The following is a 26,665-nucleotide window of genomic DNA, read 5'->3' on the forward strand; positions in this document are numbered from 1 at the left end:
GATTTGTTATACTGGAAGGAGTTGTTATTTTTTAAAATCAATGAAGGAGGTCTCTATGGCAAGAAAAGCGCTTATGATTTGTTTGTTGTTCCTTCTCCTGATCCCTGTCGGAGCGACTGCGGCTACGCCTGCGCCTGCACCCGGCTTCACCGACATCAGCCGCCACTGGGCCAAGGATTACATCAATTCGCTTGCAGCTCTTGGCATTTATAAAGGGTTTGGGAAAGAGTTCCGGCCGGATTCACCGACGACGCGCGGCGAGGCGCTGCTGCTTTTGAACCGGGCCTATCAAGCGAGCTATGGGGTGATGGCAGGGCCTGTTACCACGACCCATCTGGATGCCAAGCATTGGGCGGCAGACGAGATTCGCGCATTCCTCGGCAATTTGAACGGGGTCTTCTACACAGACATGCACTCGTATTCCCAGTTCAACCCGGGTGACAGCATGCTGTACTACTTGTGGCTGGCAAGTTCCGGCAAAAAAATGAAGTATGTCGATTTCCCGAGCAGCAACTGGTACTTGACCCAAGCGTATTTGAGCCAGCCGCTGTCCCGTGAGGAAGCCAGCATGATTCTGTTCCATGCGATGGCGCCGGCGATCCGCAACCAGCTGCAGGCAACACCGTTGGATGTGGAGTCGCGCTTCACCGGCTACTATAAATGGAAGCAACCTTCCAACTATTTGGATACAACGTCCCCGTATGCAACCGCCTTGCAAGGATTCCCGATCTATACGCCGGGTGAAAAGTATTTCTACCCTGAGAAAACGGTGACCAGAGCGGAATTCGCGGTCAATCTGGTGCGCTTCTGTGAAGCCTCCGGGAAGTATCGGGACATCCAGCTGCCGGTCAATAAAATGAACCTGCTGTTTTCCGCCGCCACCTATGCCTACCATCAGCAAAACAGCGCGGAGATGGATCGCTATTTCGGTGAAGAGGCGAAGAAATCGCTGTCCCAGGCCGCAGCGGCGATGGGAGAAAAAGTGGTCCCGCTGCACCAGTACACCGGAACGCTGAATGTGATTGAATCGTCGACGGACCAGATGATCGTTACGGGCCAATACAAGGATGGCAAAGTAGGGGGCTATCAGGTGACCTACTATTGCAGTGTGGACCCGTCGAAGAGCAATCCGTACGGGTGGATCATTCGGGGCGTGAATGTGGCGCTGAAGTAGACGGCATGTTCACATTCTTCTGCCAATGTATTCGTAGATCATGAGCAAATCACGAAAGCCCTTGACCATGGCTCGCTCCAGGTAGATCGACCAAAGCTTGGCTGTGGCCAAGGCATCGTGATACGCATCATGCCGCTTTTCAATGTGGAGATTGTGCCGTTCGCAGAGAGCGTCGAGCGAGGCGTTTTCGAGAGTCCGGTCATCCAGGCGCAACAGCAGGGTGGTGTCGAGCAAGCGGTGCGCCAGCTTGGAACGTGAAGTTTTCCACAGCCCGGCTTGCAAAAAATCCCGCTCATGCCGCGAATGATGGGCAACGAGCGTGCGTCCCGCAACAAAAGAAAAGAAGCGGGAGAGCGCGGCGAGCAGCTCGGGAGCAGCCGCCAAATCTTCCGTTCGGATGCCGGTCAGCGCTTCGATTTCCGGCGGGACCGTCCGCTGCGGATTCACCAGCGTCTCGAACCGTTCGGCTTCCAGGATGGTTGTGCCGCGCATCGCGACGGCGCCGATCGAGATGATTTCATCTCCTTTTTGCGGAAAAAAACCGGTGGTTTCCAGATCGACGACAACCACTTCCAAGCTTTCCAAAGGACTTTCCAAGACACGGTCTTGCTGAAGGTCCTTTTTCATTGCGCGCAAAAAGGCAAGTTGGCCGGGATCGCTGCCTGTTACCGACGACGAGAGGGAATAAGGCAGCCGCAAATCAGAAAACAACCGGTTCCACAAACTCATGGGAGCATCCTCGTTTCATGGGAAAGTAAGCTTGACTGCGAGGCGAGCTGCGCAGTCTTTTTTTGCAGGTCAAGCGCTGTGCGCATCGCGTTCCGCAGCAGGCGCCGCGATTCTTTGGTGAGCGAATCGGCACTCACATAGCTGTTGCTCACATAATCGTCGTCATGCCATTGGCTGCAAGCCAGTAGCCGCAAGCTCTGGGCAAAGCGAAAGTGCTGGCTGACTTCCTGGCAGAGCGCTTTCGGCCAGATGGCCCGCTCCTCTAAAAAGCGGAGCCGCTCCAGCGTGGAAGTGGCGCTGGCCCCGTTGACAAGCGCCCACAGCCTGACGCTGTTGACCAGTGGTAAATAAAGTCCGTTCTTGATATTGACTGCCCCTTGGTATTTGCCACGCACCTCTTTATAGATGTGTCCGAACCAGCCCAGCGGGACGCGGTGGTGCAGCGTATTGCTGATGAGCCGGTCGGTGAGGAGCGGCTGTTTCTGTATCAGATGATGCAGATGAAAGGAGAATTGCTGGAACAGGTGGAGGTCTCCTGCGATGCAGCGGGCATCGGAGACCATCAGCAGGTGGCGCATGTTTTCCCATGTCGGGTCATCGTGCCAGCCGTTCAATTCCCGTTTCCAGCTATCCAATGGACGGCGCCACCGTTCATTGGTGCAGACCACATTGCCGTGGCAGGGCGGATACCCGGCCTCTTCCAGCCCTGCGACGAATACGGCTGCCAGCTCGCGGAAGTAATCGTGAATTTGCCGAATCTGCTCCGGTTCGCTTTGAATCGGGAGTTCGTAAACCAACCCGTGATCCTGGTCGCTGACCAACGATTGCTCCCGGCGACCGCCGCTTCCGAATAGAAGGAGGGCAAAAGGCACAGGTGGCGAGCCCATGCCCTGCCTTTGGAGCGCGAGGAGGGACAGCTGCAGGCAGCGGGCGATTACGCGGTCATGGAGAAGGTTGATTTCCTCGCTTTCATGGGTGAGGAAATATGCCAGCCGCTCTCGCCTGAGAATCCCCAACTCCCGGAATGTTTGGCCTTCCTCAATGAATGGCAGGGGATTCGCCTCCCTCGCGTTTGAACGAGCGTGTGGGAATCGGTGCAGAAAGCAGCTCTGGATAGCCGTAGCTGCCATGCTCGCTCAAATCGAGCCCGACGACCTCCTCCTCTTCATTGACCCGCAAGCCCATCGTCGCTTTCATGATGCCCAGAAGAATGAAGGAAACAACCAAGACGTACGCGATGGTGCCGATGAGGCCGAGCGCCTGAATGCCCAGCTGGTGAACGCCGCCGCCGTAAAAGAGCCCGGCAGACCCGACGCCGACTTGCTTGACCAGTTCAGGCGTGGCGAACAGGCCCGTGGACAGCGTTCCCCAAATACCGGCGATGCCGTGGACGGAGAAAGCGTAAATCGGATCGTCAATGCCCATCCGGTCGAAGAAGAGAGCGGTGAAATAGGTGATGAACCCGGCGAGGAAGCCGATGACGATCGCGGCCCACGGCTCAACGAAAGCGCAAGCGGCAGTAATGGCGACCAGTGCGGCCAACAGACCGTTGAGCATGCTCGGAATATCCGCTTTGCCGGTCACCACCCAAGAGGTCAGGAAGGCTGCAACCGCCCCTGCCGCTGCAGCCAGCACGGTCGTCAAAGCGACGTAGGCAAAGAAACCGGACGTGGCGTTCAAGGTGGAGCCTGCATTAAAACCGAACCAGCCGATGAAAATGACCAGGACGCCAAGCGCGGTGTAAACCTGGTTATGGCCGTGAATCATGTTGGAGCTGCCGTCTTTGTTGTATTTACCAATGCGCGGCTTCAGCAGCAATGTGGCGACCAATGCCACCAACGCGCCTTGCAAATGAACGACGGTCGAGCCGGCGAAATCTTGCATACCCAGCTGGCCGAGCCAACCGCCGCCCCACACCCAATGGCCGACGACCGGATAGATGGCGATGGTGAACAGCGCGCTGAAGACGAGATAAACGGAAAGCTTGGCGCGTTCGGCGAATCCGCCCCAGGCGATCGCAAGCGAGACGGCTGCGAAGCCGAGCTGGAACAGGAATTTGACACTGATCGGAATGGCTGCGGCAGAAAGGGACTCATACGAGGTTTCTGCCTGCATGCCGGAGCCGTCAAAAAAGAATCCGGTCAAGCCGATGAAGGAGTTCCCGTTTCCGAACGTGAACCCGAAGCCAAGCGCCCAGAAGGCGATGGTGCAGATCCCGAAGGTAAAAATGGTTTTCCCTGCAATGTGCCCCGCATTTTTCATTCGGGTTGAACCCGCTTCGAGCAGCAAGAAGCCCGCTTGCATGAAAATGACCAAAATAGCTGACAGCATGACCCAAACGGCATCTACAGATTGTGCGACAGTTGCAGCAGTTGGTTCCATAACCTCTCACTCCTAATGTAAGGTTTTATGACGTTTTACGATTATGTGTTAGATTATATGACATAGTTTCTTTTGCGTGCAATACATTTTTTTGAAAAAACAGAATTGTGTCTGCGTTAGACAAAATTTTGAATGCGCTATCATCTAAGCGGTGTAAGCTTTTTTAACAGATGTGGATGGGAAACAATTCCTTCCGTAATGGATGATAAAAAAACGGCAAATGGAATACCCTAACTTTCGGTAAGGGAGGTGATTCGATATGACAGTTTCCGCACAAGTGAAGCAAACGCTTGCCAGCTTGAAGGGAGCGCAAGCGAACCTGGAATCATTTGCGCTGAGCACGCAAAATCAGCAAGCGAAGCAAACGTACACGCAAGCGGCTCAAGACACGCAAACGATCGTGACTGCGCTTGAGCAACGCGTATCCCAATTGGAGCAAGAAGAACCTCAATACAAAGGTTTCTAACGCATTTTTCGGGAGAGCAGCAAAACTGTGGTTCTCCCTCCCTCTCTTTTTTTGCCAGCTGCAAGGAGGTTATGCCATGCCTGATTGGCTGAGTATCGTAGTCCGTTCAATAGGTGCGCTTGTCTATCTTTTTATTTTGACGAAAATCGTGGGCAAACGGCAGATCCGGCAGCTTACGTACATCGAATACATTGTGGGCATATCCATCGGTTCAATCGCTGCCTTTATGGCGACTGAGATGGATGGACCGATTTATCATAGCTTGATCGCGATGACCATTTTTGCGATCTTTCCTGTCCTTTCCGAATTTCTTTCCCTCAAAAGCAAGGTTGTCCGCGATGTCGTCGAAGGCAAAGCGACGATCTTGGTCAAAGACGGCAAGCTGCTCGAAGATAACTTGAAAAAAGAACGCTTGACGCTCGAGGATGTGATGGAGCAGCTGCGGCTGAAAAACGCCTTTCGGGTCGCCGATGTCGAATTCGCCTTGATGGAAGCGAACGGCGAGGTAAGCGTGTTGCTGAAGTCGCAAAATCAGCCGATCACGCCGTCGCATCTCGGGATCGAAGTGTCGCCTGCCGAAGAGCCGCAAGCGGTGATCATGGATGGCGTGATCATGGATGAGCCGCTCGCCAACATGGGCTTGAACCGCCGCTGGATCAATACCGAGCTGGCGAAAGCGGGCGTCGCGGTGGAAAACGTCTTTTTGGGGCAGGTCGACAAGGCGGGCGAGCTGTATCTGGACCTGTACGACGACAAAATCCAGGCCCCCGAGCCGCAGGAGCGGAAGCTGACGATGGCGACGCTGAAAAAATGCCAGTCCGATCTCGAACTGTACGCGCTGGCGACGGAAAGCGAGCAATGGAAGGCGAACTATACGGAAGAGGCAGCCCGCTTGCAAAAGCTGATCGATCGGCTTGCCCCTTATCTGATCCGTTAACCAAAAGAAGAAGGGAGGGCATGAACGCATGGCCGATCAAAAGAAGAAAAAGCTGACCCCGACACAGCAAACCTACCAGGCTCTGGCGAAGCGGCACGAGCCGCCGCGGCCGCTCGTGCGCAATTTTTCGCTCGCTTTTTTGATAGGCGGGTTTATTTGCGTCATTGGTCAGCTTCTGCAGGAAATGTTTATTCATTTTTTTCATTTCACAAAAGAGACGGCCGGCAATCCGACGGTGGCTGTGCTGATTTTCCTCTCGGTTGTCGTCACGGCATTCGGCGGCTATGACAAGATCGCGCAATGGGCGGGAGCGGGCACGGCGGTGCCTGTCACCGGTTTCGCCAATTCGATCGCATCGGCAGCAATCGAGCACAAAAGCGAAGGGCTGGTGCTTGGGGTTGGCGGCAACATGTTCAAGCTCGCAGGCTCGGTTATCGTATTCGGCGTTTTCGCCGCTTTTGTGATCGGTTTGATCAAGACGTTGATTCAGATGGGGGGATGAAGCGATGCGAAAAGGTCACCAGACATGGGTTTTTGCCAATCGACCGGTCATCGCCGCTTCAGCCGCGGTCGGTGGGCCTTTTGAAGCGCAAGGGCCGCTTGCCGAGGACTTCGATACGCTTCACGGTGATTTGACGCTTGGTCAGGAGAGCTGGGAAAAGGCGGAGAAGGTGCTGCTTGAGGAAGCGTGCGACAAGGCGATGGAAAAAGCGGAGGTGCAGCGGGATCATGTCGATTTTTATCTCGCAGGCGACCTGATGAACCAGACGATCTCCGGCAGTTTTTCCGCCCGTACGCTGTGCATTCCGTATTTGGGGCTGTTCGGCGCGTGCTCGACCGCGATGGAGGGACTTGCGCTGGCATCTCTGCTTGTGGATTCCGGCAATGCGAGCTGTGTGCTGACCGGGACGTGCAGCCATAATGCGGCGGCGGAAAAGCAGTACCGCTATCCGACGGAGTATGGCTCGCAAAAGCCGCCGACCGCACAGTGGACCGTCACGGGCGCCGGCGCGGCAGTTGTCGTGCCGAATGGGAAAGGACTGCATGTCACCTCGGCGACGATCGGGCGCGTGGTGGATATGGGCTTGACCGACCCGTTCAACATGGGGGCGGCGATGGCGCCGGCCGCTTTTGCGACGATCGAGCGCCACTTTCATGAGCGCGAGCTTCCTCATGACTATTACGATTTGGTCGTGACGGGCGATTTGGGGCGGGTGGGGCATTCGATCTTGTCCGAACTTTTGCCCAGCCATAACATCAACATTCCTTTGGATCGATACGTGGATTGCGGCAGGCTGATTTACGGTGAGAACCCCAATGTGTGGGCGGGAGGAAGCGGCTGCGGCTGCGTTGCCTCCGTCACGTACGGCCATCTGCTGCGGCGGATGCGCGAAGGGGAGTGGCGCCGGATTTTGGTGGTCGCAACAGGAGCGCTGCTTTCACCTTTGACGTTCCAGCAAGGGGAAAGCATCCCTTGCATCGCGCACGCCGTTTCCATCGAATCGTAAAGAGGAGGATGGCAATGATATTTCTCTGGGCATTTCTTGTCGGAGGGTTCATCTGTTTGATCGGCCAGTTCTTGATGGACGTAGTAAAGCTCACGCCTGCGCACACGATGTCTGCCTTGGTTGTGTTGGGCGCGATTTTGGATGGGTTCGGCCTGTATGAGCCGCTGATCAATTTCGCCGGAGCGGGGGCAACGGTTCCGATCACCAGCTTCGGCAATGCGCTGGTGCACGGGGCGATCAGCGAAGCCAAAACGGACGGCATCATCGGGATCATCACAGGCATTTTCGAGGTGACCAGCGCGGGCATCTCGGCTGCGATCATCTTCGGTTTTTTTGCAGCCGTTTTGGCGAGGCCGAAAGGGTAAAAAGCGCGTGTAAATTTTCGATTAACCCGGAAGGAACAGCGTTCTGTTGCGTAGAATGGAATATCCTGTAAGTCCTGTACAGGACCATTCGCAAGTAAAGGGAGGCTGTGTCATGAGCAAAAAGGTTTTGATTGTGACGGGTGATGCTGTAGAAGCGCTGGAGGTTTTTTATCCGTACTACCGCTGCCTGGAGGAAGGGTTTGAAGCGGTGATCGCGGCCCCTTCGAAAAAAATTCTGCATACGGTATGCCATGATTTCGAGGCTCATTCCGAAACGTACACCGAAAAGCCGGCATACCAGCTTCAGGCGCACCTGTCCTTTGCGGAAGTGAATCCTGCCGAGTATGACGGACTGATCATTCCTGGCGGCCGCGCCCCCGAATACATACGGCTCAATGAGTACCTCAAGCCGATCGTCGCCCACTTTTTCCTGGAGAACAAGCCGGTTGCCTCGATTTGCCACGGATCGCAAGTGTTGACGCTGGTAGCTGAGCATTTGCGCGAAAGAGAGCTGACCGCTTATCAGGCGTGCCGCCTCGATGTGGAAGCGTGCGGCGCCACCTATCGCCATGAGTCGCTGCATGTGGATGGCAACCTCGTTTCCGGTCATGCTTGGCCTGATCTGCCGGGCTTCATGCGCGAATTTATCCGCCTGCTCAAATAATGGACAAAAAACCGGCTCTTTGCAGCCGGTTTTTTCGCGTTTAGTTGATCGTGCCCGTCGTTTTCAGTTCGTTGAGGAGCTGCTGCAGTTCAGCGGAAATTTGGTCAGCTGCTTGCTTGCGGGTTTGTTTCACGGCAAGCAGGTCTTGCAGGTCTTTTTCCGCCGTCGCGAAATCTTTTTGCTGGATGGCCGCTTTGATCGCCGCGCGAGCCGCTTCGTTGTCCGCTTTGCGCTGTGCACGCTCATCCTTGCTGATCAGGTGGTTTTTCTTCCAGTCGATCCAGCTTTGCACCAGCTGTTTGCGCTGCTCTTTCGGAGCTGCTTTCACGATTTCGCGCACTTGCTGGCGGAGCTGCTTGATTTCATCCTGAACCGCTTGGCGCTCCGTACGCAGGTCTTTGAGGGCCTGGCGCTCATCTTTCAATACTTGTTTCGGTTTTTCCTTCGGAGCGGCTTCTTCCGCGCCTACGACGGAAACGGCCCCGAAAAAGAGACTGCTTGCTACCAGAGATGCTACCCATGCTTTTTTCATAGTCGTTCACTCTCCTATGGCTTCGTTATTGTTGCTTGCAAGATCAGTCTAGCTCCGAGACTTGGCAAAACCTCGGCGAAAGTGTGGAAAAAGTGTGTAACTGTACGAGCGGGCGCAAGCTGCCGCGTTTTTTTGCTACAATGACGATGTGGTTTGTGAAAAAGAAGCAAATGTTCCGACACAGGAGGAAGAGTGAGATGAAGGAGCATATCATTGCTGTCGTAGATGATGATGACAACATCCGTGAGATCGTGGAGGCTTACTTGCAAAAAGAAGGCTACCGGACCATCGGCCTGTCCACAGCGGAAGCGGCATGGGAGCTATGGACCCAGGCGCCGCCCGATCTCTGGATTCTCGATATTATGCTGCCAGGTATGGACGGCTACGAGTTTTGCCGCCGGATTCGCAATGAAGCGGAGGTGCCGATTATTCTCATCTCGGCGCGCGATGAAGAGGTGGACAAAATCCTTGGGCTTGAAATGGGCAGCGACGATTATTTGACCAAGCCGTTTAGTCCGCGTGAGCTGGTGGCGCGTGTGAAGCGGCATCTTCATCGGTGGGATGCGTTGAAGCGGCTTGCGCAGGGCGGACGGCCAGCCGGACCGGACTCTGTCAAAACGGAGCCGGGCACGCAGACGGTCACGACGATGGAAAGCGGCGAGCTGCGATTGAAGCTGGACGAACGCCGCGTTTTTTGGGGGGCTGAAGAAATCGAGATTACGGCAAAAGAATTCACACTGCTGCAAATCATGGTGGAGCGGCCGAACCGGGCTTTTGCCAGAGATGAGCTGTTGACGCTGGTCTGGGGCATGGATTATTTCGGCAGCGAGCGTGCCGTTGACGATTTGATCAAGCGATTGCGCAAAAAAATGGAGGGGCTGCCGATCGAAACGGTGTGGGGATACGGGTACCGCCTGCGTTTGGAGGCGGAGGAGTAGCATGAGGCTGTCGCGTCAGCTCCATCTTGCATTCGCCGTATTGCTCGTGGCGGTCATCGGGATCACGTCGATTTTGTTTTACTCGTTTTTGCTGGATAAATTGGTGGCGGAGCAGCGCAAGGAAATGAGGGAAAAGGGCAAGCTGTCCTTGCAGATCATCGGGGAAGAGGGAGATCGCCTGGATAAACGGGATTTGCAGGCGATCAACAACATTGCGCTGCGCGGCGCCAAAATGGAGATCATTTTGTATCGGGGCAGCGGCAATGTGTTGTTCTCGACTTTGCCGGAGCAAACGGCAGTCCAATGGATTGAACTGGCGAAGGATCAGAAGAAGCAGGGAAAAGAGCTGTTTCAGGGAAAAGAAGATAAATATATCGTCGAACTGATCAACAACCGGGCGCAAGCGAAAGAAAAGCTGATTCTTGCGATGCCTTTGCACGGGATCAAAGAGATGCAGTATGAGCTGGCCCGACAAGTGCTGCTGATTTTGCTGGTTGGCGGTCTTCTCGCCTATTTGCTCAGCCTTGTGGTGACGAGGCGTCTGGTGAAGCCGCTGACATTGCTGCGGGTGGAAGTGAACAAGGTGAGGGAGCGCCGCTTCTCCGAAGTCAAACGGATTGAGGCAAATGGCGAAATCGGCGAGGTCGCCCAATCTGTCTATCAAATGGCGGGGGAATTGGAACGGTTCGGGCGCATGCAAAAGGAGTTTTTCCAAAATGCGTCCCATGAATTGAAAACGCCGCTGATGGCAATCCAGGGGTATGCCGAGGGCATTCGGGATGGCGTATTCGTCGGGGAGCGGGCGGAGCAAGGTTTGGATGTGATTGTGTCCGAGAGCATCAGGCTGAAGGGAATCGTGACCGAAATGATCCTGCTTGCCAAGCTGGAATCCGAGGAAGACATCTTTCATCTGCAGCCCACCTCGCTTAACCAGATCGTCGCGAAAACGACCGCTCGGCTGGGGCCGCTGCTGCTGCAAAAAGGCTTGCACATTCACTCGGCTATCGACGATCAAACCGATTGCATCATCACAGCGGACCCTGACAAGCTGCTGCAAGCCATGCTGAACATCGTCGGCAACTGCATCCGTTATGCCAAGGAAAACATTTTCATCGAATGCGTCAGAAACGGCAAGGAAATCATTCTATGCATCCGTGACGATGGCAAAGGCATCGACGAGGCGATCCTCCCTCAGCTCTTCCATCGCTTTGTCAAAGGCAAGGACGGGGAAACAGGGCTTGGGATGGCTATTTCCCGGGTGATCATCGAACGATGCGGAGGCACGATTACGGCGGAAAACCATCCGGAGGGCGGAGCGATGTTTATCGTTCGTTTTCTTCAAAGGGAATAGCGTGAGTTACCCGTGCAGCATATACACCCGCCGCGCAGCGTGTGGCTTTGGGGCGCGGTTTCCGATTTTTTCGCTGGGCCGTTCACCCCGACCCCTAGTGGGCATTGTCACCGCTTCTGTGGAGCTTTCTTTCAAAAATCCCCTCGCCTCCACCAAAACCAAAACAAAGAAGGGGCTGTCTCAAAAGTCGGTTTTTCGACTTGGAGACGCCCCTTCTTTTCCCTTCAATCTAGCCTATGGCTGCTTTCTCCCGCGCCGCTTGCTGCTAGCCTCCTGATTCATCGCCGGATGCGTCGTGTCATCCGCCAGCGTATCGCTGGTCAGCCCTGTCACGGCCAATCCTTTTTGGTTCATGTTTGCAGCGCCCTTCTTACCCATGCGAAAGCCCCCCCTTTTTGGTTACATCGCGTAGTCTGTGCGAGACTGCCCTTGTCTACCCAGTGAGTTGTTGCCCGGTTTGGCATGACGTGTCATGGATAACGCGGATGCATCCGGGTAATAACAACTGATAGCAAGGAGTAAAGAAAGGGAAGGGGCCGTACGGAAAATGAACGACATCATGCAATATATCAGTCGGATGAATCTGGTTTTGTGGGTCAGCGGAATCTTTGTCGCTCATCTCTTGCTGTACATGGTGCTCGGCACAGCCAACTGGGCCTGGACCGCCCTGATGGCGACTGTTGTCTGGGCAATCGTTCTCGTCGTGGCGCGAGTGGCTTCCAGACGATGGGTAGAAGAACATGAAAAGGAGAAAAACCGATGAGCAAACGACCTTTTGTAATCGCTGGATGGGTGGGTGTCGCCGTGCTTTGCCTCGCTCTCGTAAGAGCCAATGTACCGCATGGCAATCCGCCTGCCGGTAAGGACACCACCAACAATGCCCGGACAACGAGAGTCAAAGTGGCGGATACAGGTATGCCTGGGGCTGTGGGCTATGGGCCAGCGCCGGGTTACGGGGTGAATCCGGGGGCCGGAGTCGGGCCGGGTCCAGCCACAGTCAATCCGGGGACCGGCGTCTTTCCAGGGTCTGCTCCGGTCACTCCAGGCATGGGGACAGGACCTGCGACCATCACACCAGGTGCTTCGCCGTACATGGGCAATAGCGGCATGACTACCGGACCTGCCGCGGGCAATGAAGCTGCGACACGCACAGGCGCCGGTGACACAACGAATGCAGGCGGGACGCAATCAAGCGATAACGCGGTGCTTTCGCTGGTGAACAGCGAGCGGTCAAAAGCAGGGCTCTCTCCGCTGACGTTGAACAAGCAGCTTTCGGATGTGGCGCGGACCAAGGCACAGGATATGCGGGACCAAAACTATTTCGACCATACATCGCCGACATATGGCTCGCCGGCTGACATGATCAAGCGTTTCAACATACCATTCCAGGCAATGGGCGAAAATATTGCCGCCGGTCAACAAACGCCTGCGGAAGTGATGCAAGGATGGATGAATTCTGAGGGACATCGCCGCAATATCCTTGATCCGCAATTTACGCAAATGGGCATCGGCAGCGTGCAAGGCGGACAGATGGGGACGTATTGGTCGCAGATGTTTATCAGCCAGTAACAAAAGGCAATAAAAAAACAGGCGGTTGAACCGGCACGATAACGGTCAACCACCTGTTTTTCACCATAACCCTAACAGTTGAAGCACGACGATCAGTGCCCCCAAAATCCATACATAAACGGCAAAGCCTTTCATCGAGCCTGTGCTGATCACCCGCACCATCCAGCGAATGGCCAAATAGCCGAAACATGCAGCGAAAGCGGTACCGACAAGCATCGGGATGAGAAAAGTATCTTCGATAGGGTGCTCAATGACTTTTTTCGCTTGCAGGACGGAAGCGCCCAAAATGGCTGGAAGCGAGAGGAGAAAAGAGAAGCGGGCAGCATCCGGACGCGCGATGCCGCGCAGCAGGGAACCTGCGATGGTCAGCCCCGAGCGCGAGATCGCCGGCAAGATTGCTACGCCTTGCAGCGTGCCGATGATCAAGGCATCCTTGTACCCGATGTCCGCGAATTTGCGGTCGCCCTGGCGCATGGATTCGACCGCCCAGATGATGACCCCGGTCGCCAGAAATTCCAGCCCGATCGTTTGGCCTGTGCGGGATATGGCGTCAAAGAAATCCTCGAATGCAAGCCCGATGACGGCTGTCGGGATCGTGCCCACTACCAGGAGCCGCGCCAGTCTGCCAAACGGATTGGCCAGAATGGAGACGACCTCCTGCCAATAAAAAATGACGACGGCGAGCAAGGTGCCGAAATGAAGCATCGTATCGAAAAGAAGGCCCGCTTCGCGCAGTCCGAATAGTTTGCCAAACAATACAAGATGGCCGGTGCTTGAAATCGGCAAAAATTCGGTTAACCCTTGGACAATCCCCATGATGATATGTTCCAGATAGATCAGCATCTCATCACCTTCAACGTTTTTTTACATGTAAGCAGTATCGAAGCGGGAAATCTCCCCTATTTTAGCACGGCTCTTTTTAAAAATATGGGAAAAGCTGTCGAGCTTCTTTCCAATGCTTTCGACGTTTTGTGTATAATGAGATGACACATAGAGTGAGGAACAGGAAGTGGTTTTTTCATGAAGCAGCGTGGATTCACCAGTAATGGTCGCGGTGGCGGCCGATCGCAGGGGATGAACCGGCCGAATCGGACGGCAAAACCGGCACGGAATCTGTCGAAGGAACAAGGGAATGCCAAAAACAGCAAGCTGCCGGTTGGGACGACGGTGACGCTCCCAGTGGCGAAAGTAACGGAGTACGGCTATTTTTTGAATGACGGCGAAACGAATATTTTGCTTCATAACAATGAGGCGACGCGCACGCTGAAACAAGGGGAGCAGGTGGAGGTTTTCCTGTATACCGACCATGATGGGCGCGTAGCGGCTACGATGGAAGAGCCGATCGTGCAGGTGGGCGAATTCGGCTGGCTGGAAGTGGTGGAGATCATCACGCGCATGGGCGTGTATTTGAACAACGGGATCAAGCGTGACGTATTGCTGTTCGTCGATGACTTACCGATGCTGCGCAACGAATGGCCGCGTCTGGGAGACATGATTCTGGTCAGCCTGAAGCGGGACAAAGAGGGACGGCTCCTGGCCCAGCCGGTGTCGGAGGAAGTGATCGCACCCAATGCCAAGCCGGGCACGCCGGATATGCTGAACAAGGTGCTGGATGGGACGGTTTACAAAATCATCGGGGCAGGCGCATTTTTGCTGACGGAAGGTGAGCATATTCTGTTCATCCACCGCGATGAGATGACGGAGCCGCTCCGATTGGGACAGACGGTTCAAGCCCGCGTCAGCTATGTGCGCGAGGATGGCAAGATGAACGGCTCGATGAAAGCGCGCAAGGAGCAACTGTACAGCGAAGATGCGGACAAGCTGATGCGGTATCTGGAAAATCGCGGCGGCTCGATGCCGTATACGGATGATTCGGCGCCAGAGGTGATTCGGGACGTGTTTGGCATGAGCAAATCGGCGTTCAAACGCGCGCTGGGCAAACTGCTGAAAGAACGGCGCATCACGAGCGCGGACGGCTGGACGCGAATCGCGGCGAGCGAAGAAGCGGACAAAGCGTAAAGAAGCGCCGACAGGGAGGGGAAGCGCGTGAGTGGCGGTCGATGGAGTGAAAAGATAATGGCGGCGTGCGAATGGATCACGCGAATCGTCCTGCTGAACTTGCTGTGGCTCGGCTTGACGGTACTTGGGCTCGGCATCCTCGGCGCGGGGCCAGCGACGGCAGCGGTTTATACTGTCACGCGCAAATGGGTGCAGGGAGAGACGGACGTCCCGCTCCTTGCCACCTGTTGGCGAACGTACCGGACGGAATTCGGCAAGGCGAATGCGCTGGGGTGGATGACGGCGATCGCAGGCTTCATTCTGTTTATGGATTATCAGTTTTTCCTTGCGCAGCAAGGGGCGGTTTATTCCGTGCTCCGCGTGCTCATCGCGGCATTCGGCTTGGCCTATGTCGTGATTGCGGTCAATCTGTTTCCGGTATTCGTTCATTATGACATCCGTTTCCTGCAATGCTTCAAATTCGCGTTTTTCATCGGCTTCGCCAAACCGCTGCACACGCTCGGCATGGCGGCAGGGGTAGCGGCGATGGCTGCGTTGACGCTGGTTTTTCCCGTGCTGTTTCCGCTCTGCGCCATAAGCGGCGCAAGCTATTGGGTGATGCGTCTGGCAAACCGCTCCTTTCAAACGATCGAAAAAAGAAAGCAGGCCTGATGAACAGGGGCCTGCTTTTTTGTACAAGTGCAACTTCGGCTCCGCTAAGAGATCGCGCAGCCAGGGTTTCTAATCTCTATTTTTTCATTCCCGAAAACGCCTCAAGCTCAAGCAATGGCCCGTAGGTTTCCGGCCGGCGATCGCGCAAAAATTGCAGCAAATTGCGGGCGAAATCGATTTGCGCAAGATCAATCTGCTGGATCAAAATCCCTTCCTCATCACCGAGCGATTGCAGCACCGTCCCCAAAGGGTCGCTGACAAAGCTCCCGCCGTAAAAGGTCATTGCATGTTCACGACCGACGCGATTGCTGGCAGCGATAAACACGCCGTTTGAAATACCGTGCGCAGAAATGGCCTTTTCCCACGATGGGCGCAAGGAAAGTTCGGGATTGTCATGATCGGAGCCGATTGCGGAAGGGTAGAACAAGATTTCTGCCCCTTTGAGCGCCATAATTCGCGCGACCTCCGGGAACCATTCATCCCAGCAAATGCCGATTCCGATTTTACCGTAGCGTGTCTCATACACCGGATAGCCCGTGTTGCCGGGAGCGAAGTAATACTTTTCCTCGTATTGGGGGGCGTGCGGGATGTGGTTTTTGCGCGTTGTGCCCAAATGGCGACCATCGGCGTCATAAACGGCTGCACTGTTGAAATACAAGCCTCGCCCGGCTTTCTCGTAAAATGGGACGATCAATACGATGCCGAGGTTTTTCGCCAGCTCGCTCATTCCGGCGAGCATGGTGCAATCAACCGGTTCGGCGGTATCATACAGGGTGACATCCAGTTGTTGGCCGCAATAGTGGGCATTGAAAAGCTCCTGCAAGCAGACGATCTGGGCGCCCTTGGCAGCGGCTTCCTTGATTTTTTCTATGGTATGTGCAGTATTTTGCGCGATATCCTCGCCGCATTTCATTTGAACCAGGCCAATTGTTACGTTTTCAGTCATGATCATTTTTCCTCCACTCGTATCCATCATTTTTCTCGTATGTGAATCCGGCTTGTCAGGCGGATTCTCCTTCGTCAAAGTGCAGTTGCGGCGGCTGTTGACGAAACATCTTGGTCACATACATCAGATAAGCGATGCCGCAAAAGAGCCAGGCGCCACCAAAAAGCAGCGCATGCGCGTTTGACTGTGTCCAAAACCAGCCAGTACAAAGCGCGCCAACCAGCGGGATGAAGAAATAGCGAACCCAGCCTGCGGCAGACCGGTTTCTTTTTTTGATAAAGTAATGTGCGATGACCGACAAATTCACGAAGATGAACGCGAACAAAGCGCCAAAATTGATGAACGAGACGGCTTTATCGATGTCCATGTAAATCGCCGATAACGAAATCGCGCCAATCAGCAGCAGGTTGTACACCGGTGTTTGGAACCGGGGAGAAAGGTAGCCGAACACCTTTTGGGTCAAGACCTTTTCGCGTCCCATGGCATACAAAATGCGTGACGAGCTGGCACCCGATGCGACCGCAGAAGCGAAGCTGGTTGTGACCATAACGGCGGTGAAGACTGCGTTGAGCGCGTTGCCGCCGAGAAACACGATGATCTGCGTAGCCGCTGTCTCCGGGCTCGCAAATTCGCTGAAATGAGGAAAAATCAGCTGTGCGAAATACGTGACCACGATAAACAAAATGCCGCCGATCAACGTGATCAGGAGGATCGCTCTTGGTAAGGTCGAGACAGGGTTCCTCGTCTCTTCCGACAAGGTTGATACGGCATCAAAGCCTAAAAAGCTGAAGCAGAGCAGCGGGATGACCCCGAACAAGGAAGCGAGTTCTACATGGGGATCATAAAACGGAAGCAGCGAAAAAACGTGCCCAGCTCCTTGCCCCGCTAACAGCCCTTTCATTGACAGGAACGCGAACGCCGCAAAAAACAAAATCTGAAAAACAACCACACACATATTGAAACTGGCCGCTATTTTAATCCCGAGAATGTTGACCGTCGTAATGACAGTGATAAACAGGATGATCCACACGAACATCGGGATAGACGGAAAGTAAGCGTTTGCGTACAAGCCGACGATCAAGGAGCTGATCATCGGGCTGAGCACATAATCGAGCAGGATCGTCCAGCCTACGAGAAAACCGAGATGGGAGCTGATGGCTTTCTGCGTAAAGGTGTAGGAGGAGCCTGCAATCGGGAACGCTTTGGACATTGCTCCATAGCTATAAGCGGTAAACAGCATCACAGTCAAGGCGATGGCGTAGGCGGTCGGGATCATGCCGCGGGTGCTCTCGATGGCGACTCCGTAGGTGACAAACACGGTCAATGGCGCCATGAAAGCGAGCCCGAACAAAACCACATGCCGCAAAGAAAGCGCGCGTGCGAGGGTCGAGGATTCATGTTTCATCGGATAGGTTTGATCCTCCTTCAAGGTGCGTTTTCAAATAGCGGCTCTTGCTGCGAGATGCAATGAATGCCGCCGCCCCACCAGTTGATCGCAAGCGGATTGATCTGCACGATGTCACGGTCAGGGAATGCTTGCTCGAGAGTTGCTTTTGCCTGCTCGTCAAGACGCTTGAGCGATTCCGGCTTCCCTGGCTCCCAATACTTCGCGGCAATCACGACGCCATTGGAGATGAGGAAATTCAAATAGCTCGCTGCGGGCAGCTCATACACGGTGTCGCCGGCTTGAAAGCCGAATTGCTTGTAAACATCCCCGGTTTCGACTGTGTGCTCGTTCCAGACCGTCGACAGACTCGGGTTTTGGACACGGATGATGCGAAACGGCTTGCCCTGCGTATCGGTGGCGTGCTTCAGCGTTTCGACCGCCTCCTCGATTCTTTCATAATCAGCCTTCTCCAGTGCGTTGCTGTCCCGTGCCTCTTTGGAAACCTGGGCAACCAAAATCGTGTGCGGGTCGACGAAACGAGCTACCTCATCCACATGCCCGTTTGCGCCATACCCGAAAAAGTTTTCGATGATTGGGCTGCCATCCGCTGTCAATTTGTCGGAAAGCGGGCTACGTGGAAGCCAAATCATTTTCTTTTGTCCGTACAGACGAAGGTATTCGCTCTCGATTTCCGCAAGAGACTTGCCCGGATTGCGCTGAAGTGCCGTATCTTTGTAGGTCATCATGACGCCCTCGCCGTTGACTTCAATGCCGCCGCCTTCCGCGACCATGTGGGATTTGACGAGAGGGATGTTCCGCTCCGCAGCCATTGCTTTGTCCACATCACCGATCGGTTTGGCTTTCGCTTCTGACCAAATCCCGTAGTAATTCCAGGCAAAATCGGCGATCAGCGGCTTGCCATCGTTCGTTTTGAGAAAGAGCGGTCCCATATCCCGCATGAACAGATAGCTGTCCGCATAGACGTGAAAACGAATCTTCGCGGGATCGACGCGATAAGCTGCCAAAAAATTCAGAACCTCCGCTTTGCGCGTTTCCGTATCGACGATCATCTCAACCGCCACATGATGCGCGTGCAGCGCCTCAATGATTTGGGCAGTGACAGCATGCATCGCGTCTGTTGTCTCCTGCCCGTATTCATTTTTGGCATACCAATCAAGCCAGACTGCGCGTTGGGTCTCCCATTCGGCAGGAAACCGGTACGACATTTTGGCTGCTGGAGCAGATTGCCCGACTGCTGCCGCCGCGATCGGAGAGCACGCCATCGCGATGGTTGCGGCAAGCGCGGACAGTTGAAGCAATGTTCGCCAGCCTTTCGTTTGCATCTGAAAAAACCCCCTGTGTTTTCTAGTGTTTTTGTAACGAATGGCTCTGTGTGGAACAAACGGTTTACATAGCGCATCACTCCCTTCAAGCACAATGGGATACAAAAGAAACTTATTTTGTATTTGTAGTTTCCTAAGGGTAAAAAGGAAGAATAAAAGATTGATTACCTTTTATTCTCTGGAATGAGCCCATATAGCAAGATGTCGACAATCCCTGCAAGCGCTTCGGCGATCGTGATATTATTCTGTTTGTAAAAATGTTGGTCCAGCGTGGAGTTCATTGCATCAATCACGATTTTCATGACCAGTGACAAGTTCATGTTGATGAGGACGCCTTCTTGCATTCCTTTTTCAATCAGGCCGCGCAGCAATCCCCAGTCGTTTTCCAGATAGGCCGCCATTTTGTCATACTGCTCCGGATAATATCGCTTCATTTGCTCATAGTTGTTCCGGTTGATGATATCGTAATGGTCTGGCAAAACGGTGATGACGCGCTTGATTTTTTCCAGCAGGGGCAGCTGTTCGTCGTTGATGATGGACGTCGCCTTTTCATTCATCTCATTGAAAATTTGCTCGATGATCGTGTCGAGGATTTCGACCTTGGAAGGAAAGTGCTGATACAACGTCTTTTTGCTGATACCGAGCCTTTTCGCCAACTCGTCTACCGAAAACTTGACGCCTTTGTCCTGCATTTCCTCAATAGCTGCTCTGACAATGCGATCCTTAATGTCGACCATCCTTTCATCGTTCGTCCGCGAATGGAAACTGAAAAAACAAAATTGGTTTCCTTCATTTTAATCAGGAAGCTCTTTCTTTGCAAGCGGGATTTTCCAATCCGTTTATCTTTTACCGCTACAACGTTCAAAAACTTTTCATCGCCTGTAAAAACGCGCATGAATGAAATGGATAGGGGCGTTGTGATATGATGGAAGAAGCGAATTTTAGGAGGCATACAAGTGAAGGGCAAAGGAATTCGTAACCCGTGGCAGTTGCTCTATCGCGTCTATCGCCATGTAAACCCGGTCCTGGAACAGGAGTTTTCCTGTTGGTATAAAGAGGCGCAAACCATTCCTGATCCGGAGCTGCGTAAACAGGCAATAGCCAGCATGGAGACGAAAAAGTTCCATTGCCAAGGTGGAGCGGTCTATGCAGCGCAAGCGCTGACGCATGTAGACGTGCTCGTCGCCTTAATCGTCGCGTACCAGACGATCAGCGACTATCTGGACAATCTCTGTGACCGGAGCACGTCGCTCGATCCCGTCGATTTCCGGCAGCTGCATCTGTCCATGCAGGATGCGCTGACACCGGGCGCAAAGATTCGAGACTATTATCTCTACCGCGAAGAAAAAGATGATGGAGGTTTCCTGGCGCGACTGGTCAAAACCTGTCAGCAGCAGGTGGAGCGGTTGCCATCGTATCCGCAGGTTCAGCCGCTCGTGCTGAAATACTCCTTGCTCTATAGCGATTTGCAAGTACATAAACATATTGCCCCGGAAAAAAGAGAAGCCGCGCTGCTCCACTGGTGGGAACAGCATCGGCCCGAGTACCCCGATATTTTATGGCAGGAGTTTTCCGCTGTGACGGGATCGACGATCGGCATTTTCTCCCTGTTCGTGATGGCCACACAGCAAAAAATCGACCAAGCTGACATCGAGCGGCTTGATGCGGCGTACTTCCCCTGGATTTGCGGGCTGCACATTTTGCTCGATTACCTGATCGATCTGGAAGAAGACAAAGCGGGCGGCGATCTGAACTTTGTCAGCTATTACGCAAACGCCGATGAAGCGACCGCGCGGCTTACGCATTTTATCCAGCAGGCCAAAACCAGCGCAAAAGCGCTGCCGAACGCAGCGTTCCACAGCATGATTGTGGACGGCTTGATCGCCTTTTACCTTGTCGACCGGAAAGTCACCCGCGATCAGCCGCAAATCTATAACACCGCGAAGCAGCTATTGAAGCAGGCGGGCAGCATAACCTCGTTCCTCTTCTACGTCAACAGTTTTCTGGTAAGGCGTTGAGCGAAACGACTAGCGCAAATGTTTGCGTTTGTACGAAAAGCCTGCGCCCATCAACACGACGGAAAGGACAAGACAGCCGATAATGCCAAACGCGCTGCCTTCCGCAATGGCTACGCCGACGCCGCAATAGCAAGCGGCTACGAGAATAGCCAAACATAACGTAACGATTTGATAGCGACTCATGTGTGTAAACCTCCTACGATTACAAGTCCATGCCACCATTATACCCGAGAATTGGGTGTTTTGCTGATGGAAAAAGGTGATATATACATAAAGGAGGAGAATCATTAGGGGGAAAAAAGGAATTATGGATTCCATTGTGCAAATAAAGCTGGGGAAAAAAATGTACGAGGGGCAAGTCACCTATCAGGAAGGCGACGTGGTGGAAGTCGTTTTCAGCGAGCCATTGACCGCACAGGTTGGCGACCCGGTCTCCTGTTTGATCACCCACAATTATTCGGAAATACAAAATTTCAACGGGGTGATTTTGGCGAAGGACGACAAGCGAATCATCTTGTTTTATTCGCCGACTGCGACCGAGTTCCGCGAGCAGCGCCGCCGCTATCCCCGCTTCGATGTGAATTTTGACGCCGTTTTGGAGCGCAAGCAGGAGGATGGGAGCACAAGCAAGCTGATCGTCAAAGTCACCAATCTCAGTCTGGGGGGCTTGGCGCTCCATACTTCGGAAAAGCTGGCAGCGAAAACGGAGTACCGCATCTCGATTCAGCTGCCGGATGTGCGTGTGGATTTGGCTGTCATGAACATTTATAGCCGTGAGGAAAACGGATTTCACTACGGATGTAAAGTGACCAGCATCTCTTCGAAAAATCTGCACGCGCTGCGCCGCTACATCTTGAACCGCCAGCTGGAAATGTTGAAGCTGCAGCATTCTTAATCGGAGCATTTTCCCTGACCCAGCCATAAAGCCAGTCCCCTTTGCAAAAAGGTGGAGACTGGCTTTTGACGTTTACGCAGGTTTTTCGTTTTCTTTTTGCACGTCGGCCAGGCGCGCTTTTGTCACGTGGAGCAAATCGGCAGTCGCCAGCTCAATTTGCACGCCGATGCTGCCCCCGCTGACGATGATGGTCTCTTGCGCTTGTACCGCCTCGTCGATGATCGTCGGAAACAGCTTCTTCATCCCGACCGGTGAACAGCCCCCGCGAATATAGCCGGACACCTTCAAAATGTCGGCGACCGGAATCATTTCGATTTTCTTCTCTCCTACCGTTTTGGCCGCTTTTTTCAAATCCAGCTCGGCTTCTACAGGAATCACGAAAACATAATAGGCTTTGCTGGCGCCTTGAGAAATAAGCGTCTTGAAGACGACTCCCGCTGCTCTGCCGATTTTTTGGGCAACCGAGATGCCATCGATCTTTCCGTCGTCCGCATGATAGGTCAGCATCTGATAGGCGATTTTTTCTTTGTCGAGAATGCGCATCGCATTCGTTTTGCTCTGTTTCATGTCGTACTCCTTGTCTATGCGCGAATATCGTTGTGCGCCGTTGCGTCGTTCCAGCAATCACGATCAGTCTATCATGATTGCCGCCTGAAGGGCGACCCTCTTTGGCGACTCTCTTTCGTTATCTTGCTCTTCTATCCCCAAAAACGTACAGAGACGACAGCGCGGGGTTATACTGTGGATGGAGGTGAAAACCACATGAGTCATGACGGACACGGTTTTGCGCATGAGCAAGAGCTGGAGAGCTTTCAGCCCGGGATTGTGGGGGACACCAGCGAGGAGCGGCTGACGGACGAGCGATGGCAGGCGATTTTGAACAATGATGCGGCGTACAACGACCAATTTTTTTACGCGGTCAGGACGACGAAAATCTTTTGCCGGCCCTCCTGCAAATCGCGCCCGCCGAAAAAGGAAAATGTCCGCATTTTCCACGCAGCCAAGGAGGCGTTGGCGGAAGATTACCGCCCCTGCAAGCGGTGCAAGCCGACCGGCCAGCGCTTGCCCGACAACGAATGGGTGTCGCAGATTACCCAGTACATCGACGCTCATTACAGCGAGGACATGACACTCGCGACGTTGGCGGATGTGTGCCACGGCAGTCCGTACCATTTGCACCGGACGTTCAAACGGGTCAAAGGCATGACGCCGGTCGATTATGTACAGCAAAAGCGGATCGGCAAGGCGATGGAGTATTTGGCGGAAACGGACAAAACGGTGGCGGCGATCGCAGGAGCCGTCGGCATCGCGAATGCACCATACTTCATCACGCTGTTCAAAAAGCTGACGGGAAAGACGCCGAAGGAGTATCGAGGGTCACATGGCAAGAAAATAGATGAGCCGGGAGGGAAAGACGATGAATCCAAAGCGCAATGAGACGATAAATTGGACGGTGCTTGAACACGAGGGATGGCTGCTGCACATCGCTGCCACGCAAAACGGGCTCTGCTTTGTCGGTTCGCAGGACAAACCGTTCGATGAGCTGGCGGCGTGGGCGAACGCGCGCTATCCGCATGCGGTGCTGCAAAAAGACGATGATGCGATGAAGCCGTATGCAGACGAATTGCGCGCGTATATGGCAGGGGAGCGCAAAGATTTTTCGATCCCTTTTGATTTTCGCGGCACACCGTTTCAAACAGCTGTCTGGCAAGCGCTGCTGCAAATCCCGTACGGAGAAACCAGGACGTATGCGGCGATCGCGCAGCAGATCGAGAAGCCGGCGGCGGTCCGCGCGGTCGGCGCTGCCATCGGGGCCAATCCGATCCTGATTTCGATCCCGTGCCACCGGGTGATCGGAAAAGACGGCTCCTTGACCGGCTATCGCGGCGGACTCGACATGAAGAAGAAGCTGCTTGCTTTGGAAAAAGCGGGGGCGGAAGGGGGCGCAGCCTATGGTTGAGCGGCTTGCGGACCGGATCGCAGCCTTGCCGTGGGAGCACATGCAGCAGGAGCTTGACGAGCAAGGGTATGCGTCCATTCCACCTCTTTTGACACCCGGGGAGTGCGCGGCGCTCATCGCCACGTATGAACAGCGGGACTTTTTCCGCAGCACGATCGATATGGCACGCTACCGATTCGGGATCGGTCAGTATAAGTATTACGCGGCTCCTTTGCCGGATGTGCTGCAGCAGCTGCGGGCCGGGCTGTACCCGGAACTGGCGAAAACGGCGAACCGATGGCGGGAGCGGCTCGGCCTGGCTGCGGCGTATCCTTCCGATCTGCAAAGCTTTCTGGACACCTGCCATCAGGCGGGACAGCTGCGGCCGACTCCGCTGATTTTAAAATACGAGGCGGGCGGGTACAACTGCCTGCATCAGGATTTGTACGGCGAGGTGTTTTTTCCGTTTCAGGCCGTGTTTGCCCTGAATCAGAAGGATGTCGATTATACCGGGGGAGAATTTCTGCTTGTGGAGCAGCGGCCGCGGGCGCAGAGCAGAGGGCATGCGATCGCGCTTGCGCAAGGGGCGGGGCTGATTTTTCCGACGAATCATCGGCCTGTGTCGGGGGCGCGCGGTACCTACAAAACCACGCTCCGCCACGGCGTCAGCACGATCACGTCCGGGACGCGGTTCAGTCTCGGCATCATTTTTCACGATGCGACGTAAAGGGGGGGCAGGCAGATGCACATCACGATCGCTCGCACGCATCCGAAAACGCTGCTGAACAAAGGGACCGGCTACTTGTCCGGCTACACGCATTCGCTCAACCCATTTACCGGCTGTTCGTTCGGCTGCGCTTATTGCTATGTGCGGCAAATGCCCGTATCGACCTTTCGCGGGCAGGAGTGGGGAACGTGGGTAGACAGCAAGCAGGGAGCGGCAGCGCTGCTCGCCAAGGAGCTGCGCCGGGCCAAAGCGAAGGGGCCGGTGACGATCTTCATGTCGTCCGCCACCGACCCGTACCAGCCGCTTGAATATCAGGAAAAAGTGACCCGCTCTCTGCTTGAGGCGATGGTCGGTGACCCGCCGGATTTTTTGCTTGTGCAGACGCGCAGCCCGCTTGTGCGGCGGGATATCGATCTGCTGCAGCGATTGGGGGACCGCGTGCGGGTCAGCATGACGGTCGAGACCGATCTGGATGAGATACGCCGCCACTTCTCCCCGTATGCGCCGCCGATCGCCGCCCGCTTGAAGACGCTGCAGCTGCTGGCGGAAGCCGGTGTCCCGGCGCAGGCGACCATCGCGCCGGTGCTGCCGAGCAGCGAGGCGTTTGCGCATCTGCTGCGGCCCTTGGTGAGCCGGATTTGTCTGGACGATTATTTCATGGGCGACGGCAGCGGCGGAAAGCGCACGCGCAGGCTGGGGATCGGGGCGTTGTATGCGGAATTGGGCCTGGAGGAGTGGTATGATCCAGCGGCCTGGCGGATCGTGTATGAGCGGTTGAAAAAAGTGTTCCCGGAAGAACAGATACTTTTGAATCAAGACGGCTTTGCCCCGTAATCCGCACAGGTTCGTTGGCGGAACGGGGCTTTTCATTTATGAAGCTATCGCTGTGGACGAATGCTGGGCAGTTTTTCTCCACAGCAGACGCTGGAACGCGATGCCGATCAGTCCGATGCCGCCAATCGAGGCGCCGACGTACAAAAACGTTTGCGCTGCACCCAAAAGGCCGATCAAAGCGCCGCCTGTCAACGGTGCGACAATCAGGATGATGCTGCTCATCGAATCCAAAATGCCGCTGATTCGCCCGATCGCATCGACAGGCGTCTCTTTTTGCAAAATGTAGTTCAGACCTGTGGAAGTAAAACCTGTGCCGACGCCGCCGACAAAACAGACGGCCAGCATGAGCCCAAGCGGTGTATCGTGCTGGAACAGGCCGGTTGCGGCGAACATCAGCCCGATCAGCCCAAGGCCACCTCCCAGCAGCCAGCCATAGGCGGACAGCTGCCGGAAGCGGCGCAGCCAGGTGACGCTTGCGAGGCCCCCTGCTCCGATGGCGGTGACGAGCCAGCCGATCAGGTCGGGGCGGTCAGGCGCGACATCGCGCAGCAGGACCGTGATTTGGGCGTCAATCATCTGGATGCCGCCCATGCCGACCAGACAGAAGAAGATGCTGACCAAAAGGACGCGGCTTTTCAGCAGGATCAGCCAGCCCCCTTTCCATGCTGTGCGCAGGTTGAGTTTTTCCGAATCCGCATCGGTTTGCTCGATCCGTCCCTGGTGTGCGGGCACGAAGAAGAGCAGCAGCGCGGAGAAGACGTAGCACACGGCATTGACCGCCATGCAGGCTCCGGGGGAAAAGGCGGTGGCCACGGATGCGCCGAAAAGCGGGCCTAGCACTTTTGACAGCTGAAAAATGGCACCGTTGAGGGAGGTTGCCTGCAAAAGCTGCTCGGTCGCAACGACTCGACGCGTCATCGCCTGCTGTGCCGGATAATGGAAGACGCGCGCGGTGGAACGCAATGTGATCAGCGCAAGCAGCGCCCAGGCGTTTGGGGCGAAAATCAGCATCGTCGTGATCGCTGCGCGAATCAGGTCGGTCGCAAGCATCAAATTGCGCTTGTTCCAGCGGTCGGCGAGGATTCCTGCCAGCTGGCTGCACAGGATGCCAGGCACAGCAAAAGCGAGCGGAAGGAGCGCCACCGTCATCGCGTCCACTTTCCAGATGAAGCCGAGCAAAATCGAGACGGCCATGAAATCAAAATAGTCGCCAAAAGCGGAAAGTCCGTATGAGAAAAACATTTTCGTGAATGTCCGGTTTTTCCAGAGCATGTGAAAACCCCCTGCCAGT

Annotated in this window: 32 protein-coding genes; 19 read left to right on the forward strand and 13 right to left on the reverse strand. The window is 54.7% G+C overall.

The features are described 5' to 3' along the window. Nucleotides 1–55: 55 nt before the first annotated feature. Nucleotides 56–1,174, forward strand: coding sequence for an S-layer homology domain-containing protein (locus ACTID9_RS04210; protein ID WP_441069976.1), 1,119 nt, complete (start codon nucleotides 56–58; stop codon nucleotides 1,172–1,174). Between the two features lie 9 nt (nucleotides 1,175–1,183). Here ACTID9_RS04210 and ACTID9_RS04215 read toward each other — a convergent pair whose 3' ends face one another. From ACTID9_RS04215 to ACTID9_RS04225, 3 genes are read right to left on the reverse strand one after another with little or no spacing between them, the layout of a single operon-like run. Continuing rightward, nucleotides 1,184–1,903 carry an exonuclease domain-containing protein gene (locus tag ACTID9_RS04215; protein WP_441069978.1) on the reverse strand — a complete coding sequence of 240 codons (720 nt, stop codon included), beginning with the start codon at nucleotides 1,901–1,903 and terminating at the stop codon, nucleotides 1,184–1,186. Beyond that, nucleotides 1,900–2,919 carry a DUF294 nucleotidyltransferase-like domain-containing protein gene (locus ACTID9_RS04220; protein ID WP_441069980.1) on the reverse strand — a complete coding sequence of 340 codons (1,020 nt, stop codon included), beginning with the start codon at nucleotides 2,917–2,919 and terminating at the stop codon, nucleotides 1,900–1,902. The genes ACTID9_RS04215 and ACTID9_RS04220 overlap by 4 nt, the downstream gene beginning before the upstream one ends. 22 nt (nucleotides 2,920–2,941) lie before the next feature. Further along, nucleotides 2,942–4,285 carry an ammonium transporter gene (locus ACTID9_RS04225; protein WP_441069982.1) on the reverse strand — a complete coding sequence of 448 codons (1,344 nt, stop codon included), beginning with the start codon at nucleotides 4,283–4,285 and terminating at the stop codon, nucleotides 2,942–2,944. Between the two features lie 259 nt (nucleotides 4,286–4,544). Between ACTID9_RS04225 and ACTID9_RS04230 the strand changes: the two genes are divergently transcribed. From ACTID9_RS04230 to ACTID9_RS04255, 6 genes are all read left to right on the forward strand, one after another. Then, nucleotides 4,545–4,751, forward strand: coding sequence for a DUF1657 domain-containing protein (locus tag ACTID9_RS04230; protein WP_441069983.1), 207 nt, complete (start codon nucleotides 4,545–4,547; stop codon nucleotides 4,749–4,751). 76 nt (nucleotides 4,752–4,827) lie between these two features. Beyond that, nucleotides 4,828–5,688, forward strand: a complete 861-nt coding sequence (locus ACTID9_RS04235) for a DUF421 domain-containing protein (RefSeq protein WP_441069984.1) — start codon at nucleotides 4,828–4,830, stop codon at nucleotides 5,686–5,688. 28 nt (nucleotides 5,689–5,716) lie between these two features. Further along, nucleotides 5,717–6,190: a stage V sporulation protein AC gene (gene spoVAC / locus ACTID9_RS04240; protein ID WP_441069986.1), complete on the forward strand. Its 474-nt coding sequence runs from the start codon at nucleotides 5,717–5,719 to the stop codon at nucleotides 6,188–6,190. Nucleotides 6,191–6,194: 4 nt separating this feature from the next. Then, nucleotides 6,195–7,196: a stage V sporulation protein AD gene (spoVAD, locus tag ACTID9_RS04245; RefSeq protein ID WP_441069988.1), complete on the forward strand. Its 1,002-nt coding sequence runs from the start codon at nucleotides 6,195–6,197 to the stop codon at nucleotides 7,194–7,196. Between the two features lie 14 nt (nucleotides 7,197–7,210). Then, entirely contained in the window at nucleotides 7,211–7,561 is a 351-nt protein-coding gene (gene spoVAE, locus ACTID9_RS04250) for a stage V sporulation protein AE (RefSeq protein ID WP_441069990.1), read from the forward strand. A 112-nt stretch (nucleotides 7,562–7,673) separates the two neighbouring features. Continuing rightward, complete coding sequence (locus tag ACTID9_RS04255) at nucleotides 7,674–8,225, forward strand: DJ-1/PfpI family protein (protein WP_441069991.1); 552 nt, start codon at nucleotides 7,674–7,676, stop codon at nucleotides 8,223–8,225. Between the two features lie 40 nt (nucleotides 8,226–8,265). Here the strand turns inward: ACTID9_RS04255 and ACTID9_RS04260 are convergent, their stop codons facing one another. Continuing rightward, entirely contained in the window at nucleotides 8,266–8,757 is a 492-nt protein-coding gene (locus tag ACTID9_RS04260) for a hypothetical protein (RefSeq protein ID WP_441069993.1), read from the reverse strand. 197 nt (nucleotides 8,758–8,954) lie between these two features. Here ACTID9_RS04260 and ACTID9_RS04265 point away from each other — a divergent pair, with 197 nt between their 5' ends. After that, nucleotides 8,955–9,695 carry a response regulator transcription factor gene (locus ACTID9_RS04265; protein WP_441069994.1) on the forward strand — a complete coding sequence of 247 codons (741 nt, stop codon included), beginning with the start codon at nucleotides 8,955–8,957 and terminating at the stop codon, nucleotides 9,693–9,695. A 1-nt stretch (nucleotide 9,696) separates the two neighbouring features. After that, complete coding sequence (locus ACTID9_RS04270; RefSeq protein WP_441069995.1) at nucleotides 9,697–11,046, forward strand: sensor histidine kinase; 1,350 nt, start codon at nucleotides 9,697–9,699, stop codon at nucleotides 11,044–11,046. 234 nt (nucleotides 11,047–11,280) lie between these two features. Here ACTID9_RS04270 and ACTID9_RS04275 read toward each other — a convergent pair whose 3' ends face one another. Beyond that, nucleotides 11,281–11,424 carry a hypothetical protein gene (locus tag ACTID9_RS04275; RefSeq protein ID WP_441069996.1) on the reverse strand — a complete coding sequence of 48 codons (144 nt, stop codon included), beginning with the start codon at nucleotides 11,422–11,424 and terminating at the stop codon, nucleotides 11,281–11,283. Nucleotides 11,425–11,593: 169 nt separating this feature from the next. Between ACTID9_RS04275 and ACTID9_RS04280 the strand changes: the two genes are divergently transcribed. Then, complete coding sequence (locus tag ACTID9_RS04280; RefSeq protein ID WP_441069997.1) at nucleotides 11,594–11,809, forward strand: hypothetical protein; 216 nt, start codon at nucleotides 11,594–11,596, stop codon at nucleotides 11,807–11,809. Beyond that, complete coding sequence (locus ACTID9_RS04285; protein WP_441070001.1) at nucleotides 11,806–12,615, forward strand: CAP domain-containing protein; 810 nt, start codon at nucleotides 11,806–11,808, stop codon at nucleotides 12,613–12,615. Before ACTID9_RS04280 ends, ACTID9_RS04285 begins: the two co-directional genes overlap by 4 nt. Nucleotides 12,616–12,675: 60 nt before the next feature. Here ACTID9_RS04285 and ACTID9_RS04290 read toward each other — a convergent pair whose 3' ends face one another. Continuing rightward, complete coding sequence (locus tag ACTID9_RS04290) at nucleotides 12,676–13,458, reverse strand: undecaprenyl-diphosphate phosphatase (protein ID WP_441070003.1); 783 nt, start codon at nucleotides 13,456–13,458, stop codon at nucleotides 12,676–12,678. Nucleotides 13,459–13,635: 177 nt separating this feature from the next. On the opposite strand from ACTID9_RS04290, the gene ACTID9_RS04295 reads away from it, so the two are divergent. Together ACTID9_RS04295 and ACTID9_RS04300 are read left to right on the forward strand one after the other, a co-directional pair. Further along, on the forward strand, nucleotides 13,636–14,634 hold the full coding sequence (locus tag ACTID9_RS04295) for a CvfB family protein (protein ID WP_441070005.1): 999 nt from the start codon (nucleotides 13,636–13,638) through the stop codon (nucleotides 14,632–14,634). A 27-nt stretch (nucleotides 14,635–14,661) separates the two neighbouring features. Then, nucleotides 14,662–15,285 (forward strand): YesL family protein, encoded by a 624-nt coding sequence (locus tag ACTID9_RS04300; RefSeq protein ID WP_441070006.1) that lies wholly within the window; start codon nucleotides 14,662–14,664, stop codon nucleotides 15,283–15,285. Between the two features lie 76 nt (nucleotides 15,286–15,361). Here the strand turns inward: ACTID9_RS04300 and ACTID9_RS04305 are convergent, their stop codons facing one another. The 4 genes from ACTID9_RS04305 to ACTID9_RS04320 form a co-directional block, all read right to left on the reverse strand. Beyond that, entirely contained in the window at nucleotides 15,362–16,231 is an 870-nt protein-coding gene (locus ACTID9_RS04305) for a carbon-nitrogen hydrolase (RefSeq protein WP_441070008.1), read from the reverse strand. 55 nt (nucleotides 16,232–16,286) lie between these two features. Continuing rightward, the gene (locus ACTID9_RS04310) at nucleotides 16,287–17,636 is read right to left on the reverse strand and encodes an APC family permease (protein ID WP_441070009.1); all 1,350 of its coding nucleotides are present in this window, start codon (nucleotides 17,634–17,636) and stop codon (nucleotides 16,287–16,289) included. Nucleotides 17,637–17,656: 20 nt separating this feature from the next. After that, entirely contained in the window at nucleotides 17,657–18,961 is a 1,305-nt protein-coding gene (locus tag ACTID9_RS04315; RefSeq protein WP_441070011.1) for an agmatine deiminase family protein, read from the reverse strand. A gap of 164 nt (nucleotides 18,962–19,125) precedes the next feature. Next, on the reverse strand, nucleotides 19,126–19,698 hold the full coding sequence (locus tag ACTID9_RS04320) for a TetR/AcrR family transcriptional regulator (RefSeq protein ID WP_441070013.1): 573 nt from the start codon (nucleotides 19,696–19,698) through the stop codon (nucleotides 19,126–19,128). A gap of 219 nt (nucleotides 19,699–19,917) precedes the next feature. Between ACTID9_RS04320 and ACTID9_RS04325 the strand changes: the two genes are divergently transcribed. Further along, the gene (locus ACTID9_RS04325; protein ID WP_441070015.1) at nucleotides 19,918–20,979 is read left to right on the forward strand and encodes a tetraprenyl-beta-curcumene synthase family protein; all 1,062 of its coding nucleotides are present in this window, start codon (nucleotides 19,918–19,920) and stop codon (nucleotides 20,977–20,979) included. A gap of 9 nt (nucleotides 20,980–20,988) precedes the next feature. Here the strand turns inward: ACTID9_RS04325 and ACTID9_RS04330 are convergent, their stop codons facing one another. Next, complete coding sequence (locus tag ACTID9_RS04330) at nucleotides 20,989–21,162, reverse strand: DUF5325 family protein (protein ID WP_183192247.1); 174 nt, start codon at nucleotides 21,160–21,162, stop codon at nucleotides 20,989–20,991. Nucleotides 21,163–21,286: 124 nt separating this feature from the next. On the opposite strand from ACTID9_RS04330, the gene ACTID9_RS04335 reads away from it, so the two are divergent. Further along, nucleotides 21,287–21,874, forward strand: coding sequence for a PilZ domain-containing protein (locus tag ACTID9_RS04335; protein WP_441070016.1), 588 nt, complete (start codon nucleotides 21,287–21,289; stop codon nucleotides 21,872–21,874). Between the two features lie 72 nt (nucleotides 21,875–21,946). Here the strand turns inward: ACTID9_RS04335 and ybaK are convergent, their stop codons facing one another. Then, nucleotides 21,947–22,441, reverse strand: a complete 495-nt coding sequence (gene ybaK, locus ACTID9_RS04340) for a Cys-tRNA(Pro) deacylase (RefSeq protein WP_441070018.1) — start codon at nucleotides 22,439–22,441, stop codon at nucleotides 21,947–21,949. 195 nt (nucleotides 22,442–22,636) lie between these two features. Between ybaK and ACTID9_RS04345 the strand changes: the two genes are divergently transcribed. From ACTID9_RS04345 to ACTID9_RS04360, 4 genes are read left to right on the forward strand one after another with little or no spacing between them, the layout of a single operon-like run. Beyond that, nucleotides 22,637–23,311, forward strand: coding sequence for a bifunctional transcriptional activator/DNA repair enzyme AdaA (locus ACTID9_RS04345; protein ID WP_441070020.1), 675 nt, complete (start codon nucleotides 22,637–22,639; stop codon nucleotides 23,309–23,311). Next, nucleotides 23,292–23,834, forward strand: a complete 543-nt coding sequence (locus tag ACTID9_RS04350) for a methylated-DNA--[protein]-cysteine S-methyltransferase (protein ID WP_441070021.1) — start codon at nucleotides 23,292–23,294, stop codon at nucleotides 23,832–23,834. Before ACTID9_RS04345 ends, ACTID9_RS04350 begins: the two co-directional genes overlap by 20 nt. Then, nucleotides 23,827–24,540 (forward strand): 2OG-Fe(II) oxygenase, encoded by a 714-nt coding sequence (locus ACTID9_RS04355; protein ID WP_441070022.1) that lies wholly within the window; start codon nucleotides 23,827–23,829, stop codon nucleotides 24,538–24,540. The genes ACTID9_RS04350 and ACTID9_RS04355 overlap by 8 nt, the downstream gene beginning before the upstream one ends. Nucleotides 24,541–24,555: 15 nt before the next feature. Then, nucleotides 24,556–25,374 carry an SPL family radical SAM protein gene (locus ACTID9_RS04360; protein ID WP_441070023.1) on the forward strand — a complete coding sequence of 273 codons (819 nt, stop codon included), beginning with the start codon at nucleotides 24,556–24,558 and terminating at the stop codon, nucleotides 25,372–25,374. A gap of 36 nt (nucleotides 25,375–25,410) precedes the next feature. Here ACTID9_RS04360 and ACTID9_RS04365 read toward each other — a convergent pair whose 3' ends face one another. Beyond that, complete coding sequence (locus ACTID9_RS04365) at nucleotides 25,411–26,646, reverse strand: MFS transporter (protein ID WP_441070025.1); 1,236 nt, start codon at nucleotides 26,644–26,646, stop codon at nucleotides 25,411–25,413. Nucleotides 26,647–26,665 lie beyond the last annotated feature (19 nt).

Origin of the sequence: Brevibacillus fluminis, assembly GCF_052072235.1 — a bacterium.
In the GTDB taxonomy this organism is placed as follows: Bacteria; Bacillota; Bacilli; order Brevibacillales; family Brevibacillaceae; genus Brevibacillus_D; species Brevibacillus_D fluminis_A.